General features: G+C 60.9%; 20 protein-coding genes. 13 read left to right on the top strand and 7 right to left on the bottom strand.

The annotated features are described in order from the left end of the window. Position 1: 1 nt before the first annotated feature. From AC3WN7_RS26380 to AC3WN7_RS26370, 3 genes are read left to right on the top strand one after another with little or no spacing between them, the layout of a single operon-like run. Positions 2-475 carry a type II secretion system protein gene (locus tag AC3WN7_RS26380; protein WP_095967674.1) on the top strand — a complete coding sequence of 158 codons (474 nt, stop codon included), beginning with the start codon at positions 2-4 and terminating at the stop codon, positions 473-475. Positions 476-479: 4 nt separating this feature from the next. Next, complete coding sequence (locus tag AC3WN7_RS26375) at positions 480-854, top strand: type II secretion system protein (RefSeq protein WP_102675562.1); 375 nt, start codon at positions 480-482, stop codon at positions 852-854. After that, the gene (locus tag AC3WN7_RS26370) at positions 829-1,368 is read left to right on the top strand and encodes a type II secretion system protein (protein ID WP_015095745.1); all 540 of its coding nucleotides are present in this window, start codon (positions 829-831) and stop codon (positions 1,366-1,368) included. The genes AC3WN7_RS26375 and AC3WN7_RS26370 overlap by 26 nt, the downstream gene beginning before the upstream one ends. A 1,165-nt stretch (positions 1,369-2,533) precedes the next feature. Here AC3WN7_RS26370 and AC3WN7_RS26365 read toward each other — a convergent pair. Together AC3WN7_RS26365 and ppnN are read right to left on the bottom strand one after the other, a co-directional pair. Further along, positions 2,534-2,974, bottom strand: coding sequence for an NUDIX hydrolase (locus AC3WN7_RS26365; RefSeq protein ID WP_102675561.1), 441 nt, complete (start codon positions 2,972-2,974; stop codon positions 2,534-2,536). A gap of 89 nt (positions 2,975-3,063) precedes the next feature. Further along, positions 3,064-4,437, bottom strand: coding sequence for a nucleotide 5'-monophosphate nucleosidase PpnN (ppnN, locus tag AC3WN7_RS26360; protein WP_095967677.1), 1,374 nt, complete (start codon positions 4,435-4,437; stop codon positions 3,064-3,066). Positions 4,438-4,672: 235 nt separating this feature from the next. Here ppnN and AC3WN7_RS26355 point away from each other — a divergent pair, with 235 nt between their 5' ends. Together AC3WN7_RS26355 and AC3WN7_RS26350 are read left to right on the top strand one after the other, a co-directional pair. Beyond that, a complete protein-coding gene (locus AC3WN7_RS26355) occupies positions 4,673-5,200 on the top strand; it encodes a DUF3087 family protein (protein WP_102675560.1) in 528 nt (175 codons plus the stop codon). Positions 5,201-5,281: 81 nt separating this feature from the next. Continuing rightward, positions 5,282-6,826 (top strand): sensor domain-containing diguanylate cyclase, encoded by a 1,545-nt coding sequence (locus tag AC3WN7_RS26350; protein WP_102675573.1) that lies wholly within the window; start codon positions 5,282-5,284, stop codon positions 6,824-6,826. Positions 6,827-6,900: 74 nt separating this feature from the next. On the opposite strand, the gene AC3WN7_RS26345 is transcribed toward AC3WN7_RS26350, so the two are convergent. The 3 genes from AC3WN7_RS26345 to AC3WN7_RS26335 form a co-directional block, all read right to left on the bottom strand. Further along, positions 6,901-7,275, bottom strand: a complete 375-nt coding sequence (locus tag AC3WN7_RS26345) for a DUF2784 domain-containing protein (RefSeq protein ID WP_102675559.1) — start codon at positions 7,273-7,275, stop codon at positions 6,901-6,903. Between the two features lie 60 nt (positions 7,276-7,335). Beyond that, positions 7,336-8,211 (bottom strand): 4-hydroxy-tetrahydrodipicolinate synthase, encoded by an 876-nt coding sequence (gene dapA / locus AC3WN7_RS26340; RefSeq protein ID WP_102675558.1) that lies wholly within the window; start codon positions 8,209-8,211, stop codon positions 7,336-7,338. A gap of 286 nt (positions 8,212-8,497) precedes the next feature. After that, complete coding sequence (locus AC3WN7_RS26335; RefSeq protein ID WP_095967682.1) at positions 8,498-9,433, bottom strand: sensor domain-containing diguanylate cyclase; 936 nt, start codon at positions 9,431-9,433, stop codon at positions 8,498-8,500. Positions 9,434-9,602: 169 nt separating this feature from the next. Here AC3WN7_RS26335 and AC3WN7_RS26330 point away from each other — a divergent pair, with 169 nt between their 5' ends. From AC3WN7_RS26330 to AC3WN7_RS26320, 3 genes are all read left to right on the top strand, one after another. Next, positions 9,603-10,301, top strand: a complete 699-nt coding sequence (locus AC3WN7_RS26330; RefSeq protein ID WP_095967683.1) for an AzlC family ABC transporter permease — start codon at positions 9,603-9,605, stop codon at positions 10,299-10,301. Further along, on the top strand, positions 10,301-10,612 hold the full coding sequence (locus AC3WN7_RS26325; protein WP_015095729.1) for an AzlD domain-containing protein: 312 nt from the start codon (positions 10,301-10,303) through the stop codon (positions 10,610-10,612). Before AC3WN7_RS26330 ends, AC3WN7_RS26325 begins: the two co-directional genes overlap by 1 nt. 65 nt (positions 10,613-10,677) lie before the next feature. Continuing rightward, entirely contained in the window at positions 10,678-10,824 is a 147-nt protein-coding gene (locus tag AC3WN7_RS26320; protein WP_173862158.1) for a hypothetical protein, read from the top strand. 169 nt (positions 10,825-10,993) lie between these two features. Here the strand turns inward: AC3WN7_RS26320 and AC3WN7_RS26315 are convergent, their stop codons facing one another. Next, a complete protein-coding gene (locus AC3WN7_RS26315) occupies positions 10,994-11,674 on the bottom strand; it encodes an SOS response-associated peptidase family protein (protein WP_102675557.1) in 681 nt (226 codons plus the stop codon). A 172-nt stretch (positions 11,675-11,846) separates the two neighbouring features. Between AC3WN7_RS26315 and AC3WN7_RS26310 the strand changes: the two genes are divergently transcribed. Together AC3WN7_RS26310 and AC3WN7_RS26305 are read left to right on the top strand one after the other, a co-directional pair. Further along, positions 11,847-12,746 carry a polysaccharide deacetylase family protein gene (locus AC3WN7_RS26310; protein ID WP_095967685.1) on the top strand — a complete coding sequence of 300 codons (900 nt, stop codon included), beginning with the start codon at positions 11,847-11,849 and terminating at the stop codon, positions 12,744-12,746. 118 nt (positions 12,747-12,864) lie between these two features. After that, a complete protein-coding gene (locus tag AC3WN7_RS26305; protein ID WP_095967686.1) occupies positions 12,865-13,104 on the top strand; it encodes a DUF1652 domain-containing protein in 240 nt (79 codons plus the stop codon). A gap of 178 nt (positions 13,105-13,282) precedes the next feature. On the opposite strand, the gene AC3WN7_RS26300 is transcribed toward AC3WN7_RS26305, so the two are convergent. Then, positions 13,283-14,170, bottom strand: coding sequence for a LysR family transcriptional regulator (locus AC3WN7_RS26300; protein ID WP_095967687.1), 888 nt, complete (start codon positions 14,168-14,170; stop codon positions 13,283-13,285). Positions 14,171-14,294: 124 nt separating this feature from the next. On the opposite strand from AC3WN7_RS26300, the gene AC3WN7_RS26295 reads away from it, so the two are divergent. Genes AC3WN7_RS26295 through catA form a run of 3 tightly spaced genes read left to right on the top strand, consistent with a single transcriptional unit; the run spans position 14,295 to position 16,718 of the window. Continuing rightward, complete coding sequence (locus AC3WN7_RS26295; RefSeq protein ID WP_172435764.1) at positions 14,295-15,434, top strand: muconate cycloisomerase family protein; 1,140 nt, start codon at positions 14,295-14,297, stop codon at positions 15,432-15,434. Between the two features lie 10 nt (positions 15,435-15,444). Beyond that, entirely contained in the window at positions 15,445-15,735 is a 291-nt protein-coding gene (gene catC, locus AC3WN7_RS26290; RefSeq protein ID WP_007978984.1) for a muconolactone Delta-isomerase, read from the top strand. A 53-nt stretch (positions 15,736-15,788) separates the two neighbouring features. Further along, a complete protein-coding gene (catA, locus tag AC3WN7_RS26285) occupies positions 15,789-16,718 on the top strand; it encodes a catechol 1,2-dioxygenase (protein ID WP_102675556.1) in 930 nt (309 codons plus the stop codon). The last annotated feature ends 88 nt before the right edge of the window (positions 16,719-16,806 follow it).

The raw sequence follows: 16,806 nt of genomic DNA, 5'->3' as shown, positions 1-16,806 counted from the left end.
CATGAGCGCCTCGCAACGCGGTTTTACCCTGGTCGAAGTCGTGGTGACGCTGGCCCTGGTCGGCCTGTTGGCCGGCATGGCCGCACCGCTGACCGAGACGGTGGTGCGCCGTGGCAAAGAGCAGGAACTGCGGACCGCGCTGTACCAGATCCGCGATGGCATCGACGCCTACAAACGCGCCTTCGACGCCGGCTACATCGAGAAGTCGCTCGACAGCAACGGCTACCCGCCGAACCTGAAAGTGCTGGTCGAGGGTGTACGTGACGTGCGCAGCGCCAAGGGGGCCAAGTTCTACTTCCTGCGGCGCATCCCCCGTGATCCGCTGGCCACCGTCAAGCGTGACGACGAGGGCGGCTGGGGCCTGCGTGCCTATGACAGTTCGGCTGAGAACCCGCGCGAGGGCCGGGACGTCTTTGACGTTTACTCCAAGGCCCGGGGCAAGGGTCTGAACGGCATCGCCTATCGTGAGTGGTGAGCATATGCGTCGGCAAAAGGGTTTTACCCTGGTGGAACTGATGGTGGTCATGGCAATCATCGCGACCCTGATGACGATCGCCATGCCACGCTACTTCACCAGCCTGGAAGCCTCGAAAGAGACCACCCTGCGCCAGAGCCTGTCGTCCATGCGCGAGGCGCTGGATCACTACTACGGCGACACCGGGCGTTATCCGGACTCCATCGAACAGCTGGTCGAACTGCGCTACCTGCGTAACCAGCCGCTGGACCCGATTGCCGAGCGCAAGGACACCTGGGTCGTGGTCGCGCCACCGGATGGCGTGGCGGGCGGGGTGGCCGATATCAAGAGTGGCGCCAGCGGGAGGGCGCGTGATGGCAGCCTTTATTCCGAGTGGTAAGCCTTCGGGTCAGGACGGCTTCACCTACCTGGGTGTGCTGTTTCTGATTGTCGTGATCGGCATGGGCCTGGCCAGTGCCGGCGAGTTGTGGGCCACCGCTTCACGCCGGGATCGCGAACACCAGTTGCTCTGGGTCGGTACGCAGTATGCCCAGGCGCTGCGCAGCTATTACCGCAGTTCGCCCGGCGTCGCCATGTACCCGAAAGAACTCGCGGACCTGTTGCAGGACGAGCGCTTCCCGTCGGCCAGGCACCATATCCGCCAGTTGTACCCGGAGCCGATGACGGGGGGCGAATGGGAGCTGATGCGCGGTATCGACGGACGGATCAGCGGTGTGTACTGCCCGTCCGAGCAGAAGCCGCTCAAACAAGAGAACTTTCCCAGCGAGTGGTCGGACTTCAAAGGCATGGCCAGCTACAAGGATTGGCAGTTCGTGGCCGAGAAAGTTGTCCTCGATGGCACCGAGGGGCTGCCGAAAGAACAGTCCACCGCGCCCCAGGCATTGCAGCCTTGAACCCTTGGGAGCGGGTTTAACAGCCAACACATTTGCGCCAAATGTACCTGGTCCAATTGTGGGAGCGGGCTTGCTCGCGAAGGCGGCCTGATAGCCGACCTGTCTTTTGTTGACTGTGTACATATCCGTTTTTTTGGTAACGGCGGCTTATGGTTCCGCTCTTACAGCGGGTCACTTTTGGCAAACGCCCCAAAAGTAACCAAAAGGTCTCGCCCCTTACGTACGGCCCCTCGCTTAGGCTCGGGGTTCCTTCGCTCCGGTGTCCATCCGGGGGCATTGCCCTCCGGTCGGCTTCGCTTCGACCTACATACAATGAGTTCGACTGCGTCGAACGGCGCTGCGCGCCCATCCCCGGATGAACACCTCCACTCAGCCTGCCGAGGGGGCGGGTGGATCAAGATCACAAGCTGCAGGCGAGCTAACGCTCGGCCTGATGAGTGGTGAAGAGCGAAGGTGTACGCCGACCTGCCTTTGCTCTTCTGTGGGAGCGGGCTTGCTCGCGAAGACGGCCTGCCAGGCGACCAATTTCTCACAGGTATACCCAATCCCTGTGGGAGCGAGCCTGCTCGCGATGGCGGCCTTGCAGCCAACGAAAATCCTCTGCCTCACACCAGCAAAATGGCCAGAAATTATGGACGTCAGGCAAGGCTGTAGGACCAGGAGTGAGGCTACACCGCCTTGCGTCGTTGCCTACAACTACGCCAGAATCCGCCGGCTTGTGGGCCTTGGACCCTGACTCTATCGTTGTCGGGTCGCTGCAAATTCAGCGACCGGGTTTCGCAGCCCGGGTTAATCAAGGCGCTCAGCGCCACCGTTTCCATACAGTTGGCGCTTTTGTTCGCCCACTGTTTTGCGTTATGGCGGCTGTGCGCGGGAGACTTTCGGGTCTGCCGGGTTCCTTGATTCCCGGTCTGCGAACCTGCGTATGGCCGCCACCTGCTTCGTTTCGCAGCGAATCGTGGCGGCTCCATCAATCAAGGAGCTTCGTCATGGTCAAACCCACACCCAATCCCCCCGAATCAGAAACCAATACCTCTCAACGTGAGGTGATCATGCTGGCGGACCTGGCAGTCAACCGCGCACTGGATAACGTTGCCCCCACTGGACTAAACACAGAACCATTGTGGATGTCTGATTGCTCAGATGTGTGGCTATCACCCATGCATCAGGCGCTTTCCAGCATCTTGATCAATTCCTCAGGCCACACCGTTTCTCGAGTCTCTCGCAGTTCGGCTACGGACCACCACTTATGGTCAGCCATTACCCGGACTTCGTGAGCCGTCCAGCCCTCACGGGACAGGCGGTCACTGTCGGTATGAACCACAAAATACTGTTCAACCGACAGCACCGTTTCACCGCTTGGCAGCATCATCGGAAAACTGCGCTCTGCAACGCTGACTCCCACGGCTGCGACATTCAGCCCGGTTTCTTCAAACAGTTCACGAACCGCCGCAGCCTCAAAGGATTCACCCGGCTCAAGCCCGCCACCGGGTGTCGCCCAGTGGCTTTGGCCGTCGAGGGCATCGCCTTTGTGCTGGAAGTGAAACAGCAGAACCTGTTGTGCAGGATTGATCACCAGCAGTCTGGCGGAATGACGTTGGCGCATTTTTTTCTTTCCATAGAGTGCCGCGAACCGCAGCTTTCACTGCGGCTTGCGACGGTAAAGCTCATGTCGGCGTTATTAGACCGAAAGGGTTAAGCCACCACCCGATAACACGGCACATACGCCGCGCCGCCCGGCAGTTTCATGCGGTGCTGGGCGACGAAGGCTTTGAGCAGCAGGTCCAGCGGTTGCATGATCGCCGCGTCGCCACGGATCTGGTAGGGCCCGTGCTCTTCGATCAGGCGGATGCCCTTGTCCTTGACGTTGCCGGCGACGATGCCGGAGAACGCGCGGCGCAGGTTGGCCGCCAGTTCGTGGGAGGGCAGGTCGAGGCTCAGTTTCAGGTTGGCCATGTTTTCGTGGGTCGGGTCGAACGGGCGCTGGAAGCCTTCGTCGATTTTCAGCAGCCAGTTGAAGTGGAACGCATCGTTGCGCTCGCGGCGGAACTGCTTGACCGCCTTGAGGCCCTGGGTCATCTGGCGCGCCACTTCGGCCGGGTCATCGATGATGATCTGGTAGTGCTGCTTGGCGGCGTCGCCCAGGGTGGCGCCGACGAACGCGTCCAGTTGCTCCAGGTACGGCGCGGCATGTTTGGGCCCTGTGAGGACGACCGGGAAGGGCAGGCCTGCGTTGTCCGGGTGCATCAGGATGCCCAGCAGGTACAGGAATTCTTCGGCCGTACCGGCGCCGCCCGGGAAGATGATGATGCCGTGACCGACGCGGACGAAGGCTTCCAGGCGTTTTTCGATGTCCGGCAGGATCACCAGTTCGTTGACGATCGGGTTCGGCGCTTCGGCGGCGATGATGCCGGGTTCGGTCAGGCCCAGGTAGCGGCCGCCGTGGATGCGTTGCTTGGCGTGGGCGATGGTCGCGCCTTTCATCGGGCCTTTCATCACGCCCGGGCCGCAACCGGTGCAGATGTCCAGGCTGCGCAGGCCCAGTTCGTGGCCGACTTTCTTGGTGTATTTGTATTCTTCGGTGTTGATCGAGTGCCCGCCCCAGCACACCACGATCTTCGGCTCGACGCCGGGGCGCAGGGTACGGGCGTTGCGCAGCAGGTGGAAGACGTAGTCGCTGATGCCCTGGGAATTGCTCAGGTCGATGCGCTGGCTGTCGAGTTCGTTTTCGGTGTAGACGATGTCACGCAGGGCGCTGAAGAGCATCTCCCGGGTGCTGGCGATCATTTCGCCGTCGACGAAGGCGTCGGCCGGAGCGTTCAGCAGTTCCAGGCGTACGCCTCGGTCCTGCTGGTGAATGCGGATCTCGAAATCCTTGTAGGCTTCCAGAATGGTCTTGGCGTTGTCGACATGGGCGCCGGTGTTGAGGATGGCCAGGGCGCACTGGCGGAAGAGGCTGTAGATACTGCCGGAACCGGCTTCGCTCAATTGCTGGACTTCCCGTTGCGAGAGCGTTTCCAGGCTGCCTTTGGGACTGACGGAGGCGTTGATAACTTGGCGTTGGGTCATTCAATGATCCTTAAAACGATGTCATTCACACAGCAACTACGAATGGCATCCGAATGATGTGTATTCATGAAAGAAGATGGCACGAACTGCGCGGTCTCGCCATGTCCCCCGATTGACGATGAAAAGATGAAAAGGAGCTCCAGCATAGCTAAATCCCTCGCAGAGGCGATAATGGCCCGCTGACTTTTTGCCTCAGCCCCCTTTTTACCCTTTCAGCTCAGGAAAAACCGACGCAATGTTCGAAATCCAGCCGATGAACGCTGACACCTACCGGCAACAGACGCGGCGCAGCACGGTCATCATTGCCCTGATCTTCCTGGCGCTGGCGATGCTGCTGTCCACGGCGGCGGTGGCGCTGTTCGGCACGCCTGGGGGCGACAATCTACGCTTCAACGTCGGTGGCGTGTTTGTTGCCGTGCTGGCGATGGCCGTGCTGATGCGCAAGGTGTTCTGGCGCCAGGCGTGGATGGCGCCTGCGGTCTACAGTTGGCAGCTCAAGCGCAGCCTGATGAGCATCACCAATGTCATGCATCATGTAACGGCTGCCGTGGAACGGGGTGATCCGGTTGCGATGAAGCTGTTGCGTTTCTACCATTTGGGCTTGAACCAGATGCATCAACTCGATGGAAACGCCAGTGACCATGGCCAGTTGATCCGCGAAATGGACCAGCACAAGGAACGGATGCAAGCGCAGGGCATCGAAATCCAACAGACTCGGCTGGATCCGGCGTGGCTGGAGGCGGTCAAGCAGGTGTCGCGCTAACATCATGGCGAGCCCGGCTCGGGCATAGTGAGCAAAAACGGCGATCAGGAAGGTTCGTCCGTCATCGACACAGGGAGCACCATGGGACATCCATTGATCAACGATCAAATTCAAATGCTTCGGTCAGCCGTGCCAAGGCTCAAGGTCCGCTCGGCGGTGACCTTGCTGATGGCGGTGTGCCTGTCGATGGTGGCTATCGTGATCTGGGAAGCCTGGAGCTCACGCCAGTACCACCTGCATGACAAGGAAGTGGTGATGTCCAACCTTGCGCAGACGCTGGCTTCGCAAGCACAGGCAACGATCAAGCAGGCCGATACGCTGCTGTTCACGTTGGTCGATCGTCTGGAACACGACGGCGTGGATCAATCCCGGCTGCCGGCATTGCTCAATGCCCAGCGCAGTGAGTTGAGCCAGCTCCATGGCTTGTTCGTTTTCGACGAAAAAGGGCAGTGGCTCGCCAATTCCAATGGCGCCGGCCAAACCGGCGTCAACAATTCCGACCGCGAATACTTCATCTTCCATCGCGACAACCCCAGCCGAGGGCCGCACATCGGGCCGTCGATCAAGAGCCGTTCGAGCGGCGAGTGGATCATGACGGTTTCACGTCGGCTCAATCATCCCGACGGCAGTTTTGCCGGCGTGGCACTGGCGACGATCTACCTCAGTCATTTCCTGCAGCTCTACGACAGCATCGACATGGGCAGCAACGGCGTGATCACCCTGATCGCCGACAACGCCAGCATTATCATTCGCCGGCCTTTCAAGGAGGCGGATATCGGCAGCAGCCTTGCCAAGAGCCCGTTGTTCACCCGGTTGTTGCCCAAGGGCGATGCGGGCACGGCCACGATCACGTCGGTCGTCGACGGTGTCGAGCGGGTGACGGGGTACCGCCGGGTCGAGGGTTATCCACTGATCGTTTTTGTCGCGCTGAACAAGGATGAAGTGCTGGCCAGTTGGCGCAAGGAAACGCTGCTCAGCGCCGGCATCGTCACGCTGTTGCTCAGTGTTCTCGGGGTACTGGGGTTCCGGCTGATCAAGCTGATGAAGCAGCAGAACCTGGCGCAGGTCGAGTTGCTGGACACCCAGGACAAGCTCCTGGAGGTCAATCGCAACCTTGAAGGCCTGGCCCTCAAGGATGCGCTGACGGGGCTGGCCAACCGGCGTCAGCTCGACGCGTTCATCGATGCCGAAATGGGCCGTGCCCGGCGTAGCCAGAGCGAGTTGGCGCTGCTGATGATCGATGTCGATCATTTCAAACCGTTCAATGACCGCTACGGTCACCTGGCCGGTGATGAGTGTTTGCGCAAGGTCGGTGCGATCATCACCGACAACATCAAGCGCCCCGGTGACCTGGCCGCCCGTTATGGTGGCGAGGAGTTTGCAGTGGTGCTGCCCGGCAACGACTATGTGGGGGCATTCCTGGTGGCGGAGAAAATCCGCCGCGCGGTGCTGCAGGCTGAAATTGCCCACAGCGACAGCCCGGAAGGCGCCGTCACCGTCAGCGTTGGCGTGTGTGCCAGCAATGGTGCGTCCCAGGTTCGCTCCGAAGACCTGATCGGTGCGGCGGACAAGGCGCTGTACGTGGCCAAGGCCAGTGGGCGCAATATGAGTGTGATTGCCAACTGAGGCTCAGGCGTCAGGCAAACCGGTCCGTTCCCTGTGTAGGAGCTGCCGCAGGCTGCGATCTTTTGATCCTGGTTTCAGGTTACCCGCCGCAATCGCCACTGCCTGATCAATCGAAGATAGACCAACACATTGATCACCAACACCACGCTGCCCAAACCCAGCTGAATGCCGGGCGTCAGGCCCGCCGGGTAAATCACCGGCCAAATGTAATGCTCGATGAACCCACCGCCATAACCGGTTTGCCCGGCCCCATGGCGCATGTGGTTTTCCCAGTCGGTCAGCGGGCAGGGCAGGTGGAAGAACTCCACCGCCATCCCCCACAGCGCAGCGGGCGGATGCCACCAGATCAGGTGGCGCCATTTGAGTATCAGCAGCCCGCCGAACACGACAAACACAATGAACGACAGGTGAAACAGCATCAGCCCGTCGGCGGCGATTCGGTACAGCATGTCGGTGCCCCTGAAGGCTGAACGAATCGCTCCATGGTACTCGGGCCGCAGGCCGACGCTCTATCGATTGTCGCGATCCAATGTCCTGAGCACGCCTTTCAAACGTGCGGTCATTGATTCGCTGCTGCATTGCATCGGTGCGCGCAGTTCGTCTCCAATCAAGCCTTGCAGGGCCAGCGCGGTTTTCACCGGGGCCGGGTTGGGTTCCAGGAACAGGCTGTTGATCAGCGGCAGCAAACGGAAAAACGTGGCACGACCTTCAGCCAATTGGTTGTCGCGGATCTGCCGGTGCAACTGCACGAACAGTTCCGGATGGACATGCGCCGACGCGGCAATCGCGCCTTTGGCGCCCAGGCACAGGGCATTGAAGATCTGGTTGTCTTCGCCACACAGCACGTCGACCTGGCCGCTATCGAGCAAGGCGAGGGTGTTGGAGAAGTTACCGCCGCAATCCTTGATCGCGACGATCCGCTCGTGGGCGACGATGTTGAGCAGGGTCGACTGTTCGAAGGCCACGCCGGTTCGGTAGGGGATGTCGTAGAGAATCAGTGGCACGCTGGAGGCATCGGCGACCGTGCGGAAAAACGTTTCGAGGCCGGCCTGGGACGGGCGGATGTAATACGGCGCCGGCACCAGCAGGCCCGCCACCGGGCGCTTGAGGATCTCGCTCTGGAACTGCAACAACTCGGTCAGGTTGTTGCCGGCCAGGCCCATGACCACCCGTTGCGCCGGCACCAGCTCCAGCACCGCATCAAGCACTGCCAGTTGCTCATGTTTGCCCATCGCCGCCGGCTCGCCGGTGGTGCCGCAAACGACGAGGCCGTCGATACCTTTTTCCAGCAGATGGCTGACCAGCCGGCGCAAGCCGACGAAATCGATGGCGCCGTTGTGGAAGGGTGTGACCAGTGGAACCCAGATACCCTGAAACGCTGACATGCTTTTTTCTCCTGATGGTTGACCGATTTCGTCACCGTCAGGGGCATGGAAGGAGAGTAAGCAAGGGGAGTGTGGTCCGTCGCGCTCAATGTCCTGTCAGCTCATCTGACGGGACAGCGCGCCCCGGTCACATGAGCGACTGTTTCTTCGATTTGAGGGCGTGCGCAACGCAACCTTGCGCCTTGGCAATCAAGCCAATGACGGAAGAGTCGAGATTGAAGGTTGCGGACATACTTGTTTACACCCTGAGTGAGGCGCCCAGTTTTAAAAGCCGGCGCGCCTTTTGTCAATCACGAAAATCAGCGAACTCGGCGCGCATCCGGCCATTGTGCTTGGCCTTGTAGAGCTGATGATCGACCTGCTCGACGAACTCCAGGGCGGTGGCATGCATCGACGCCAGGGTGGTGCCGACGCCGAGGCTGATACTCAGCAGCTTCGACACGTTCGAGAATTCATGGGGGATCTGCTGCTGGCGAATCAGGTGCAGGCACTTGTGCGCCACCAGCCGTGCGGATTCGGCATCGGTTTCCGGCAGCAGCCAGACGAACTCTTCACCGCCGATCCGGGCGATGAAATCCCGTGGCCGGTTCGCCGCCAGGGACAAGGTTTGCGCGACGCGGCGCAGGCATTCGTCGCCCTTGATGTGGCCGTAGTGGTCGTTGTACTGCTTGAAATAATCGATATCCAGCACGATCACCGACAACGGCAAGCCGTTACGCTGGGCCGTGTTCCACTCGCGCTCCAGCACGGTATCGAACATGCGGCGGTTGGCGATGCCGGTCAGGCCGTCCTGGAAGGAATACTCTTCGAGCTGCTTTTGCAGGCGGATCAGGTGCTCTTCGGTTTTCTTGCGCTCGCTGATATCGAACATGAACCCCACCAGCGCCTCGACTTCGCCGTCCTTGCGCACCACGTGCACCACATCGCGGATCCACACGTACTCGCCGCTTTCGGTCAGTGCGCGATAGTCGGCCTCGTGATCGATGCCGGCCCGCGATTGCGAGACACAGAAGTCCATCACGTAGTCGCGGTCATCCGGGTGCATGCGCTCGACCCAGTCATTGACCGAGGCCCAGCTGTGCTGCTTCCAGCCCAGCAGTTCTTCGATCTGTGGCCCGATGTAGCTGAAGGTCATGGTTTTCCAGTCGATGCGCCAGGGAATGGCTTTGGTCGACTCAAGCAGGGTTTTGTAAACGTCGCGGTCGGTTTCGACTGAACTCATGAAGGGCCTGCCTCGATGAAAAATGCAGGGCCATCATGTTGTTAGCACTTTGGCGAATCAAGCGGGCAGCCGATGAATGGCACGCGGGCGTATCAGTGAGCAAGATTGTTCAAGCCTTTGGCCGCCACAGCTGGCAAAGTCTCAGGTCTTTCCCTGTCTGTAGAACGTCATGCCCAACTCACTCATGCCGCGCAGCGCCTTTCTGCGCGGGGCTGCGGCGATCATGCCGCTGTCCCTGGCCACCGCGCCCTGGGGCTTGCTGGCCGGCTCCATGGCCATCGAAGCCAACCTTACGCCCCTGCAAGGCCAGGGCCTGTCGGGCATTGTGTTTGCCGGTGCCGCGCAATTGGTGGCCATCGGGATGCTCAAGGGCGGTGCCGGGATTTTTTCGATCCTGCTCACCACCTTGCTGCTGACCTCCCAGCATTTGCTTTACGGGATGAGCATGCGCTCGGTGATTTCGCCATTGCCGGGGCGCTGGCGTGCGGGGCTGGGGTTTTTGCTCACTGACGAGCTGTTCGCCCTGACCAGCCAGCATGACAAGCAGCAATTCAACCGCTGGTACGCCCTGGGCGTGGGCCTGACGTTCTACATCGCCTGGAACCTCTTCACCCTGGCGGGCATTGTGCTCGGCAGCAGCATTCCGGGCCTTGAACACCTGGGCCTGGATTTCTCCATCGCGGCCACCTTCATTGCCCTGATCACCCCGGTGGTACGCAACGTGCCGACCGTGGTGTGCGTGGCGGTGTCGCTGTTTTGCTCAGTGCTGTTCAGCTACTGGCAGTGGGGTTCAGCGCTGGTGCTGTCGGGGCTGGCGGGGATGACCGCCGGGTTTGTCTGCAATAAATTCTACGGTGGACGCACATGATGGTCTGGGCTGTGATTGTCGGAATGGGCGTGTTGGTGTTCCTCAACCGCTACGTTTTTCTCGAACCGCGCCTGCCGGTGCGCCTGAGCAGCAATGCCCGGCAATTCCTCGGCTTTGCCGTGCCGGGCATGTTGACGGCAATCTGTGGGCCGATAGTGTTCATGCCGGAAAAACAGCTGAATCTACACTGGGACAACCCCTATCTGATCAGCTCGTTGGTGGCGGTGGGACTGGTGCTTTACACGCGCAATACATTGCTCAGCATGCTGCTGAGCATGGGCTTTTTCTTTTTGCTGCGCTGGTGGCTCTGAGCGGAGCAGGGGAACTGATCTACGCTTAAAGTTGACGACCGATCCCTTCAGGAAGAGAGGCGAACATGGCCAATGAACCCAAGCGTCCGGACCCGGAAGAGGACGTGGACGAACCCACGGAAGAAGAAATTGAGGAGCAGAAGCGTTCGGTACCGGACTGGAAGCATCCTGACGACGGTACGGAACTGTCAGAGCCTGACCGCAAGTTCTGATCACCCCAAACGACAAAGCCCCGCCATTGTAGGAGCGAGCTTGCTCGCGATGGGCTCAAGAGCGCCGCGTTTAGCCAGTAAACACGCGTTATCGTTAACGACCATCGCGAGCAAGCTCGCTCCTACAATTTCCTTTCCATTGAGTGGGGCTTTGTCGTTATCGACAGATTCAAGGAACTTCCTTGATCAGCGCGGCGCCCTGGTTCCTGACATTGCCGACGGCCTTGTCCACCTTGTACCACTCAAATACATCACTGACCTCGCCCTGGGATAACGCCATTTCCTCGGCTCTTTCCTTGGGCGTGGCCGGGTCCAGCCATTCCCGCGCCAGCTCGGGGGAGAACACCACCGGCCGCCGGTCATGCACGTCAAGCAGGCCGCCTGCGCCGTCCGCCGTGAGGATGACGAAACCGTCGTGCTCCCTGTGCGGGGCTCCGCCGATGGGGTATTGGCCGATGGCCGCGCAGAAAGCCGGCGCCCGGTCCCGTCGCCGGATCAACCAGGGTTGTTTGTTGCCGTCACCGGCATCCACCCATTCAAACCAGTTATCGATCGGACAGAGCGCGCGATGCGGCCAGATTGCCCGGAAGTACGGGCCATGGGCGACTTTCTCGACCCGGGCATTGATCGGCTCCGCGCGATCCGTCGCCCAGTGCGGCCGCCAACCCCAGCGCACGGCGTCGGCGTGCAGCCGCTCGTTCTCCAGGTGCAGCAGGGCGAGTGGCGTGGTGGGCGCAGCGTTATAGTGCGCCAGGGGTTCGTTGCCGACGTGGTTGACCAGCGCGTCGGGGATGCTCAGCACCGCCACGAAGTCGTGAATCCCGCGGTATTGCGACAGTCGTCCGCACATGGCCTGACACTCTGGTTGAGCGTTTTTTCAGTTTAGTAGCTGACGACGAAACAGGCTTGGCAAGCGTCGGAACCAAAGCCTGTGTACCTTATCCAACCTCGGCCCGGCGTCTCGGGTGAAGGACTCCTGCCAATTTGAATTTCAATCGTGATGGTCTGGCCCAAGGCAAAAGATGAAACAGTTGTTCAAGTGTTTAACGGTGTGTGCTCTGGCAGTTGGCTTGCTGGGCTGTATTGCCGCACCCATTGCAATGACGCCGCAGACCGAACAACGTTTGCAGGCGCAACCGCCCATCCGTTTTCTGCTGACGTTCGATGACGGTCCCAGTGCATCGAGTTGGTGGAATCCGACCGTCACGGTGCTTGAGAGCCTGGCGCAAAACCCGCTGCAGCCGGGGATCAAAGCCGTGTTCTTCGTGCAAACCCGCGCGCCGCGAGCCGGTGGCAGCGAATTGGGCCGGGATATCATGCGGCGCGAACACGCTGAAGGTCACATCCTGGGCTTCCACACGGCAACGCCCTGGCACACCAACCATCGCTCGCTGGAGCCGCAAGAACTGGAGCAGGCCCTGACCGATGGCAGCGCCGACATCGCGGCGATCACCGGCGCCCCTCCAACCCTGCTGCGCCCGCCATTCTGGAACTACGACAAGCGCACCTTCGCCGCTTATCAGCAGCATGGCCTGCACGTGCTGCTCACGGACTTGAGCGCCAATGACGGCAAGATCTGGGGCTTCAACGCCAGCCCCCGGCGCCGTTCGCACATGCTGCGCTCGATGTCTGAAGTGCGCGAACGCATGGCTCGTGGTGAATTGCCGGTGGTCGACGGGGTGATTCCGGTCGTGGTGACGTTTCACGACCTCAACCGCTATACCGCCCGGCATACCCGTGAATACCTGCAGATTCTGCTCGACAGCGCCCGGGAGACCGGCGTGAAAACCGCGGACAAGCCGTTTTACGACGAACAGGCTGCGCTACAGCGGGCGGCCATGGCGCGAACCGTGCGCGATGGCTCGCAGCCGGTCGAGTTGCCGGGGTTCTGGAACTGGATCTGGGGCGGGAACGCCCGTTAAACCGAACAGGAATGAGCGCTGGTTAACAGTAATTGCGAATGATTTTTTGTGCAGATTCGCAAAGTGTATCTATTCTGAAACGGATCCAATCCGATCAACTGCCGCCGAGGCATCGGTCATGGTTCCTATTTCAGTGCTTTGCAACATCGTAGAGTCCGGTTTTGAGCCACTGTCGTGCGAGTGCACCGAGAATCTCGGGCTGCTGCGCATCGAAGTCCGCGACCCCGTCGCCGGGCGGGTGGAGCTGCTGATCAGCGGTGTCTCGACAGCCGAACTGACCAGCGTGCGCGCCATCTCTGATTTTATCGGTGAGTTGCGTACCGAGATGAAGGCAGGGCACCGGGCTTTTGCCGGCTGATCGAATGTAACCACCGTCCTGTGGCGAGGGAGCTTGCTCCCGCTGGGGCGCGAAGCGGCCCCCCTCCCAAATAAAAAAAACGGTCCTTACGTTCATGTCCGGGAAACCGGGAAACGGCTTTTAGGGCCGCTACGCAGCCCAGCGGGAGCAAGCTCCCTCGCCACAGGTATTCAATGCCTCAAGTTGCCCGCGGCAACAGCTCATCAATCATCCGCAAACAATGGCTCAACCCCGGCGAAACATCGCCCACCCGTCGGCTGAGGATGATCGGCGAGGTCGCGTTGTCTTCCAGCAAGGGTGTGAAACCGATGTCGTCGCGGTGCAGCAACTGCACCGAGGCCGGTACCAGCGTGACCCCGATTCCCGCCCCCACCAGACCGATCGCCGTTTGCAGTTCGTTGGTCCACTGCGCGACGTGGATGCTCACGCCATAGGACTCAAACAGCGCGATCACATGGTCGGCGTAACTCGGCCGTGGATTGCCGGGGTACAGCACAAAGGGTTCCCTGGCCAGTTCCCGCAGGCTGATGGGCCCGGCGAGCAACGGATGGCCGGCGGGCAGGGCGGCGACCAGGCGGTCTTCAGTGAGCACGGTCTGGACGATGGCCGGGTCGTCGATGCGGATCCGCCCAAAACCGATGTCGATACGCCCGGCCTTCAATGCCTGCACCTGTTGCAGGGTGGTCATTTCCGACAGGCCCAATTCCAGCTCCAGCGGTTCGCCACTGCGTAACCGGCGGATCAGCTCCGGCAGCACGCCGTACAGTGTCGAGGGCGCAAAGCCGATACCCAGCCAGGTCTTTTCACCCAGGCCGATACGCCGTGTGTTGTCGCAGACCTTGTTCAGTTGTTCGAGCAGGGCGGTGGAGTGCTCATGGAAAAAACGCCCGGCGTCGGTCAGCTTCAGCGGGCGGCCGCGCTCCAGCAACATCACCCCCAGTTCGTCCTCCAGTTGCTGGATCTGCCGGCTCAACGGCGGTTGGGCGATGTGCAGGCGCTCGGCGGCGCGGGTGAAGTTGAGGGTTTGAGCCAATACCTGGAAATAACGCAGGTGCCGCAGTTCCATGGGGCCTCCGGATTTTCAATTGAATACCTTTAAGGTATCAAGCCAGACCAATTCTATATTGGCCGCCCGGAAAAAGCCGTATGAGAATCCGACTCAGAACTTCAAGAACCTGACGGGTATCGAAATGCTTGCAACCGCCATTGAGTCGATCGAGACGATCATCGTCGATCTGCCGACTATCCGCCCGCACAAACTGGCCATGCACACCATGCAGAACCAGACCCTGGTGATCGTTCGCGTGCGTTGCGCCGACGGCGTCGAAGGCATCGGCGAATCCACCACCATCGGTGGCTTGGCCTATGGCAATGAAAGCCCGGACAGCATCAAGACCAACATCGACACGCACTTCGCCCCCTTGTTGATCGGCCAGGACAGCGGCAACGTCAACGCCGCCATGCTGCGCCTGGAGCGCAGCATCCGTGGCAACACCTTCGCCAAATCCGGTATCGAAACCGCGCTGCTCGACGCCCAGGGCAAACGCCTTGGTCTGCCGGTCAGTGAATTGCTCGGTGGCCGCGTGCGTGATGCGCTCCCCGTCGCCTGGACCCTGGCCAGCGGTGACACGGAAAAAGACATCGCCGAAGCGGAAAAAATGCTCGACCTGCGCCGCCACCGCATCTTCAAGCTGAAGATCGGAGCCGGCGAGGTCAATCGCGACCTGGCCCACGTCATCGCCATCAAGAAAGCCCTGGGTGACCGTGCCAGCGTGCGTGTCGACGTCAACCAGGCGTGGGACGAAGCCGTCGCGATACGTGCCTGCCGAATTCTCGGCAGCAACGGCATCGACCTGATCGAACAGCCGATCTCGCGCAACAACCGCGCCGGCATGGCCCGCCTGAACGCCATGAGCCCGGCGCCGATCATGGCCGACGAATCCATCGAAAGCGTGGAAGATGCCTTCAACCTGGCCCGCGAAGGCGCAGCCTCGGTGTTCGCCCTGAAGATCGCCAAGAACGGCGGCCCGCGCGCCGTGTTGCGCACCGCCTCCATCGCCGAAGCGGCCGGTATCGCCCTGTACGGCGGCACCATGCTCGAAGGCGGCCTGGGCACGATGGCGTCGGCCCATGCCTTCGTCACCCTGAACAAACTGGCGTGGGACACCGAACTGTTCGGCCCGCTGCTGCTCACCGAAGACATTCTCAGCGAACCGCTGGTGTATCGCGATTTTGAACTGCACGTGCCGAAAACACCGGGCCTTGGCCTGAGCCTGGATGAGGAGCGCCTGGCGTTCTTCCGTCGCGACAAGACCACTCATCAAGCCTGAGGAGAGCATTATGCTGTTTCACGTAAAAATGACCGTGAACCTGCCGGTCGACATGAATCCGGAGGCGGCAGCCAGGCTCAAGGCTGACGAAAAAGCCCTGGCCCAGCGCCTGCAAGAGCAGGGCAAGTGGCGTCACCTGTGGCGCATCGCCGGGCACTACGCCAACTACAGCGTGTTCGATGTCGACAGCGTTCAGGAACTGCATGACCTGCTGATGCAATTGCCTTTGTTTCCCTACATGGCCATCGAAATCGACGCGATGTGCCGGCATCCTTCTTCCATCCGTGACGATGACCGCTGAGCCCTGCCTGCTCAGCGCTACGCTAATAATTACAAGATGAGGAACCCTGAAAAATGAACGTCAAAATTTCCCACACTGCCGAAGTCCAGAAATTTCTCGAAGAAGCCAGCGGCCTGCTCAACGACGCCGGCGATCCACGGACCAAGGCGCTGGTCTACCGCATCCTGCGTGATTCGGTGAACATCATCGAAGACCTGGCCGTGACCCCGGAAGAGTTCTGGAAAGCCGTCAACTACCTCAACGTGCTGGGCGCGCGCCAGGAAGCCGGGTTGCTGGTGGCCGGTATTGGCCTGGAGCACTACCTCGACCTGTTGATGGACGCCGAAGACGAGCAGGCCGGCAAGACCGGCGGTACCCCGCGCACCATCGAAGGCCCGCTGTACGTGGCCGGTGCGCCGTTGTCCGAGGGCGAGGCGCGTCTGGATGACGGCGTCGATCCGGGCGTGACCCTGTTCATGCAAGGCCGCGTGCTCAATACCGCCGGCGAACCCTTGGCCGGGGCCGTGGTGGACGTCTGGCACGCCAACACCGGCGGCACCTACTCGTACTTCGATGCCACGCAGTCGGAATTCAACCTGCGTCGCCGTATCGTGACCGACGCCGAAGGCCGCTACCGTTTCCGTAGCATCGTGCCGTCGGGCTATGGCTGCCCACCGGACGGTCCGACCCAGCAACTGCTCGATCAACTGGGCCGTCATGGCCAGCGCCCGGCGCACGTGCACTTCTTCATTTCCGCGCCGGATCACCGCCACCTGACCACCCAGATCAACCTCGACGGCGATCAATACCTGCACGACGATTTCGCCTACGCCACCCGCGACGAACTGATCGCCAAGATCACCTTCAGCGACGATCAGCAGCGCGCAGCGGCCCATGGCGTGAGCGGTCGCTTTGCCGAAATCGACTTCGACTTCACCTTGCAGTCCTCGGCCCAGCCGCAAGAACAGCAGCGCCACGAGCGGGTCCGCGCACTGGAAGACTGATAATCCGCGCTCCCCTGTAGGAGCGAGCTTGCTCGCGATGGACTTGAGGACGCCGCGGGGCATCAGGCACCCAGCGTCATCGTTGACG

The organism is Pseudomonas sp. FW305-70 (assembly GCF_058783925.1).
Note: the sequence above shows the minus strand (reverse complement) of the source record. Positions and strands in the feature narration are given on the sequence as shown.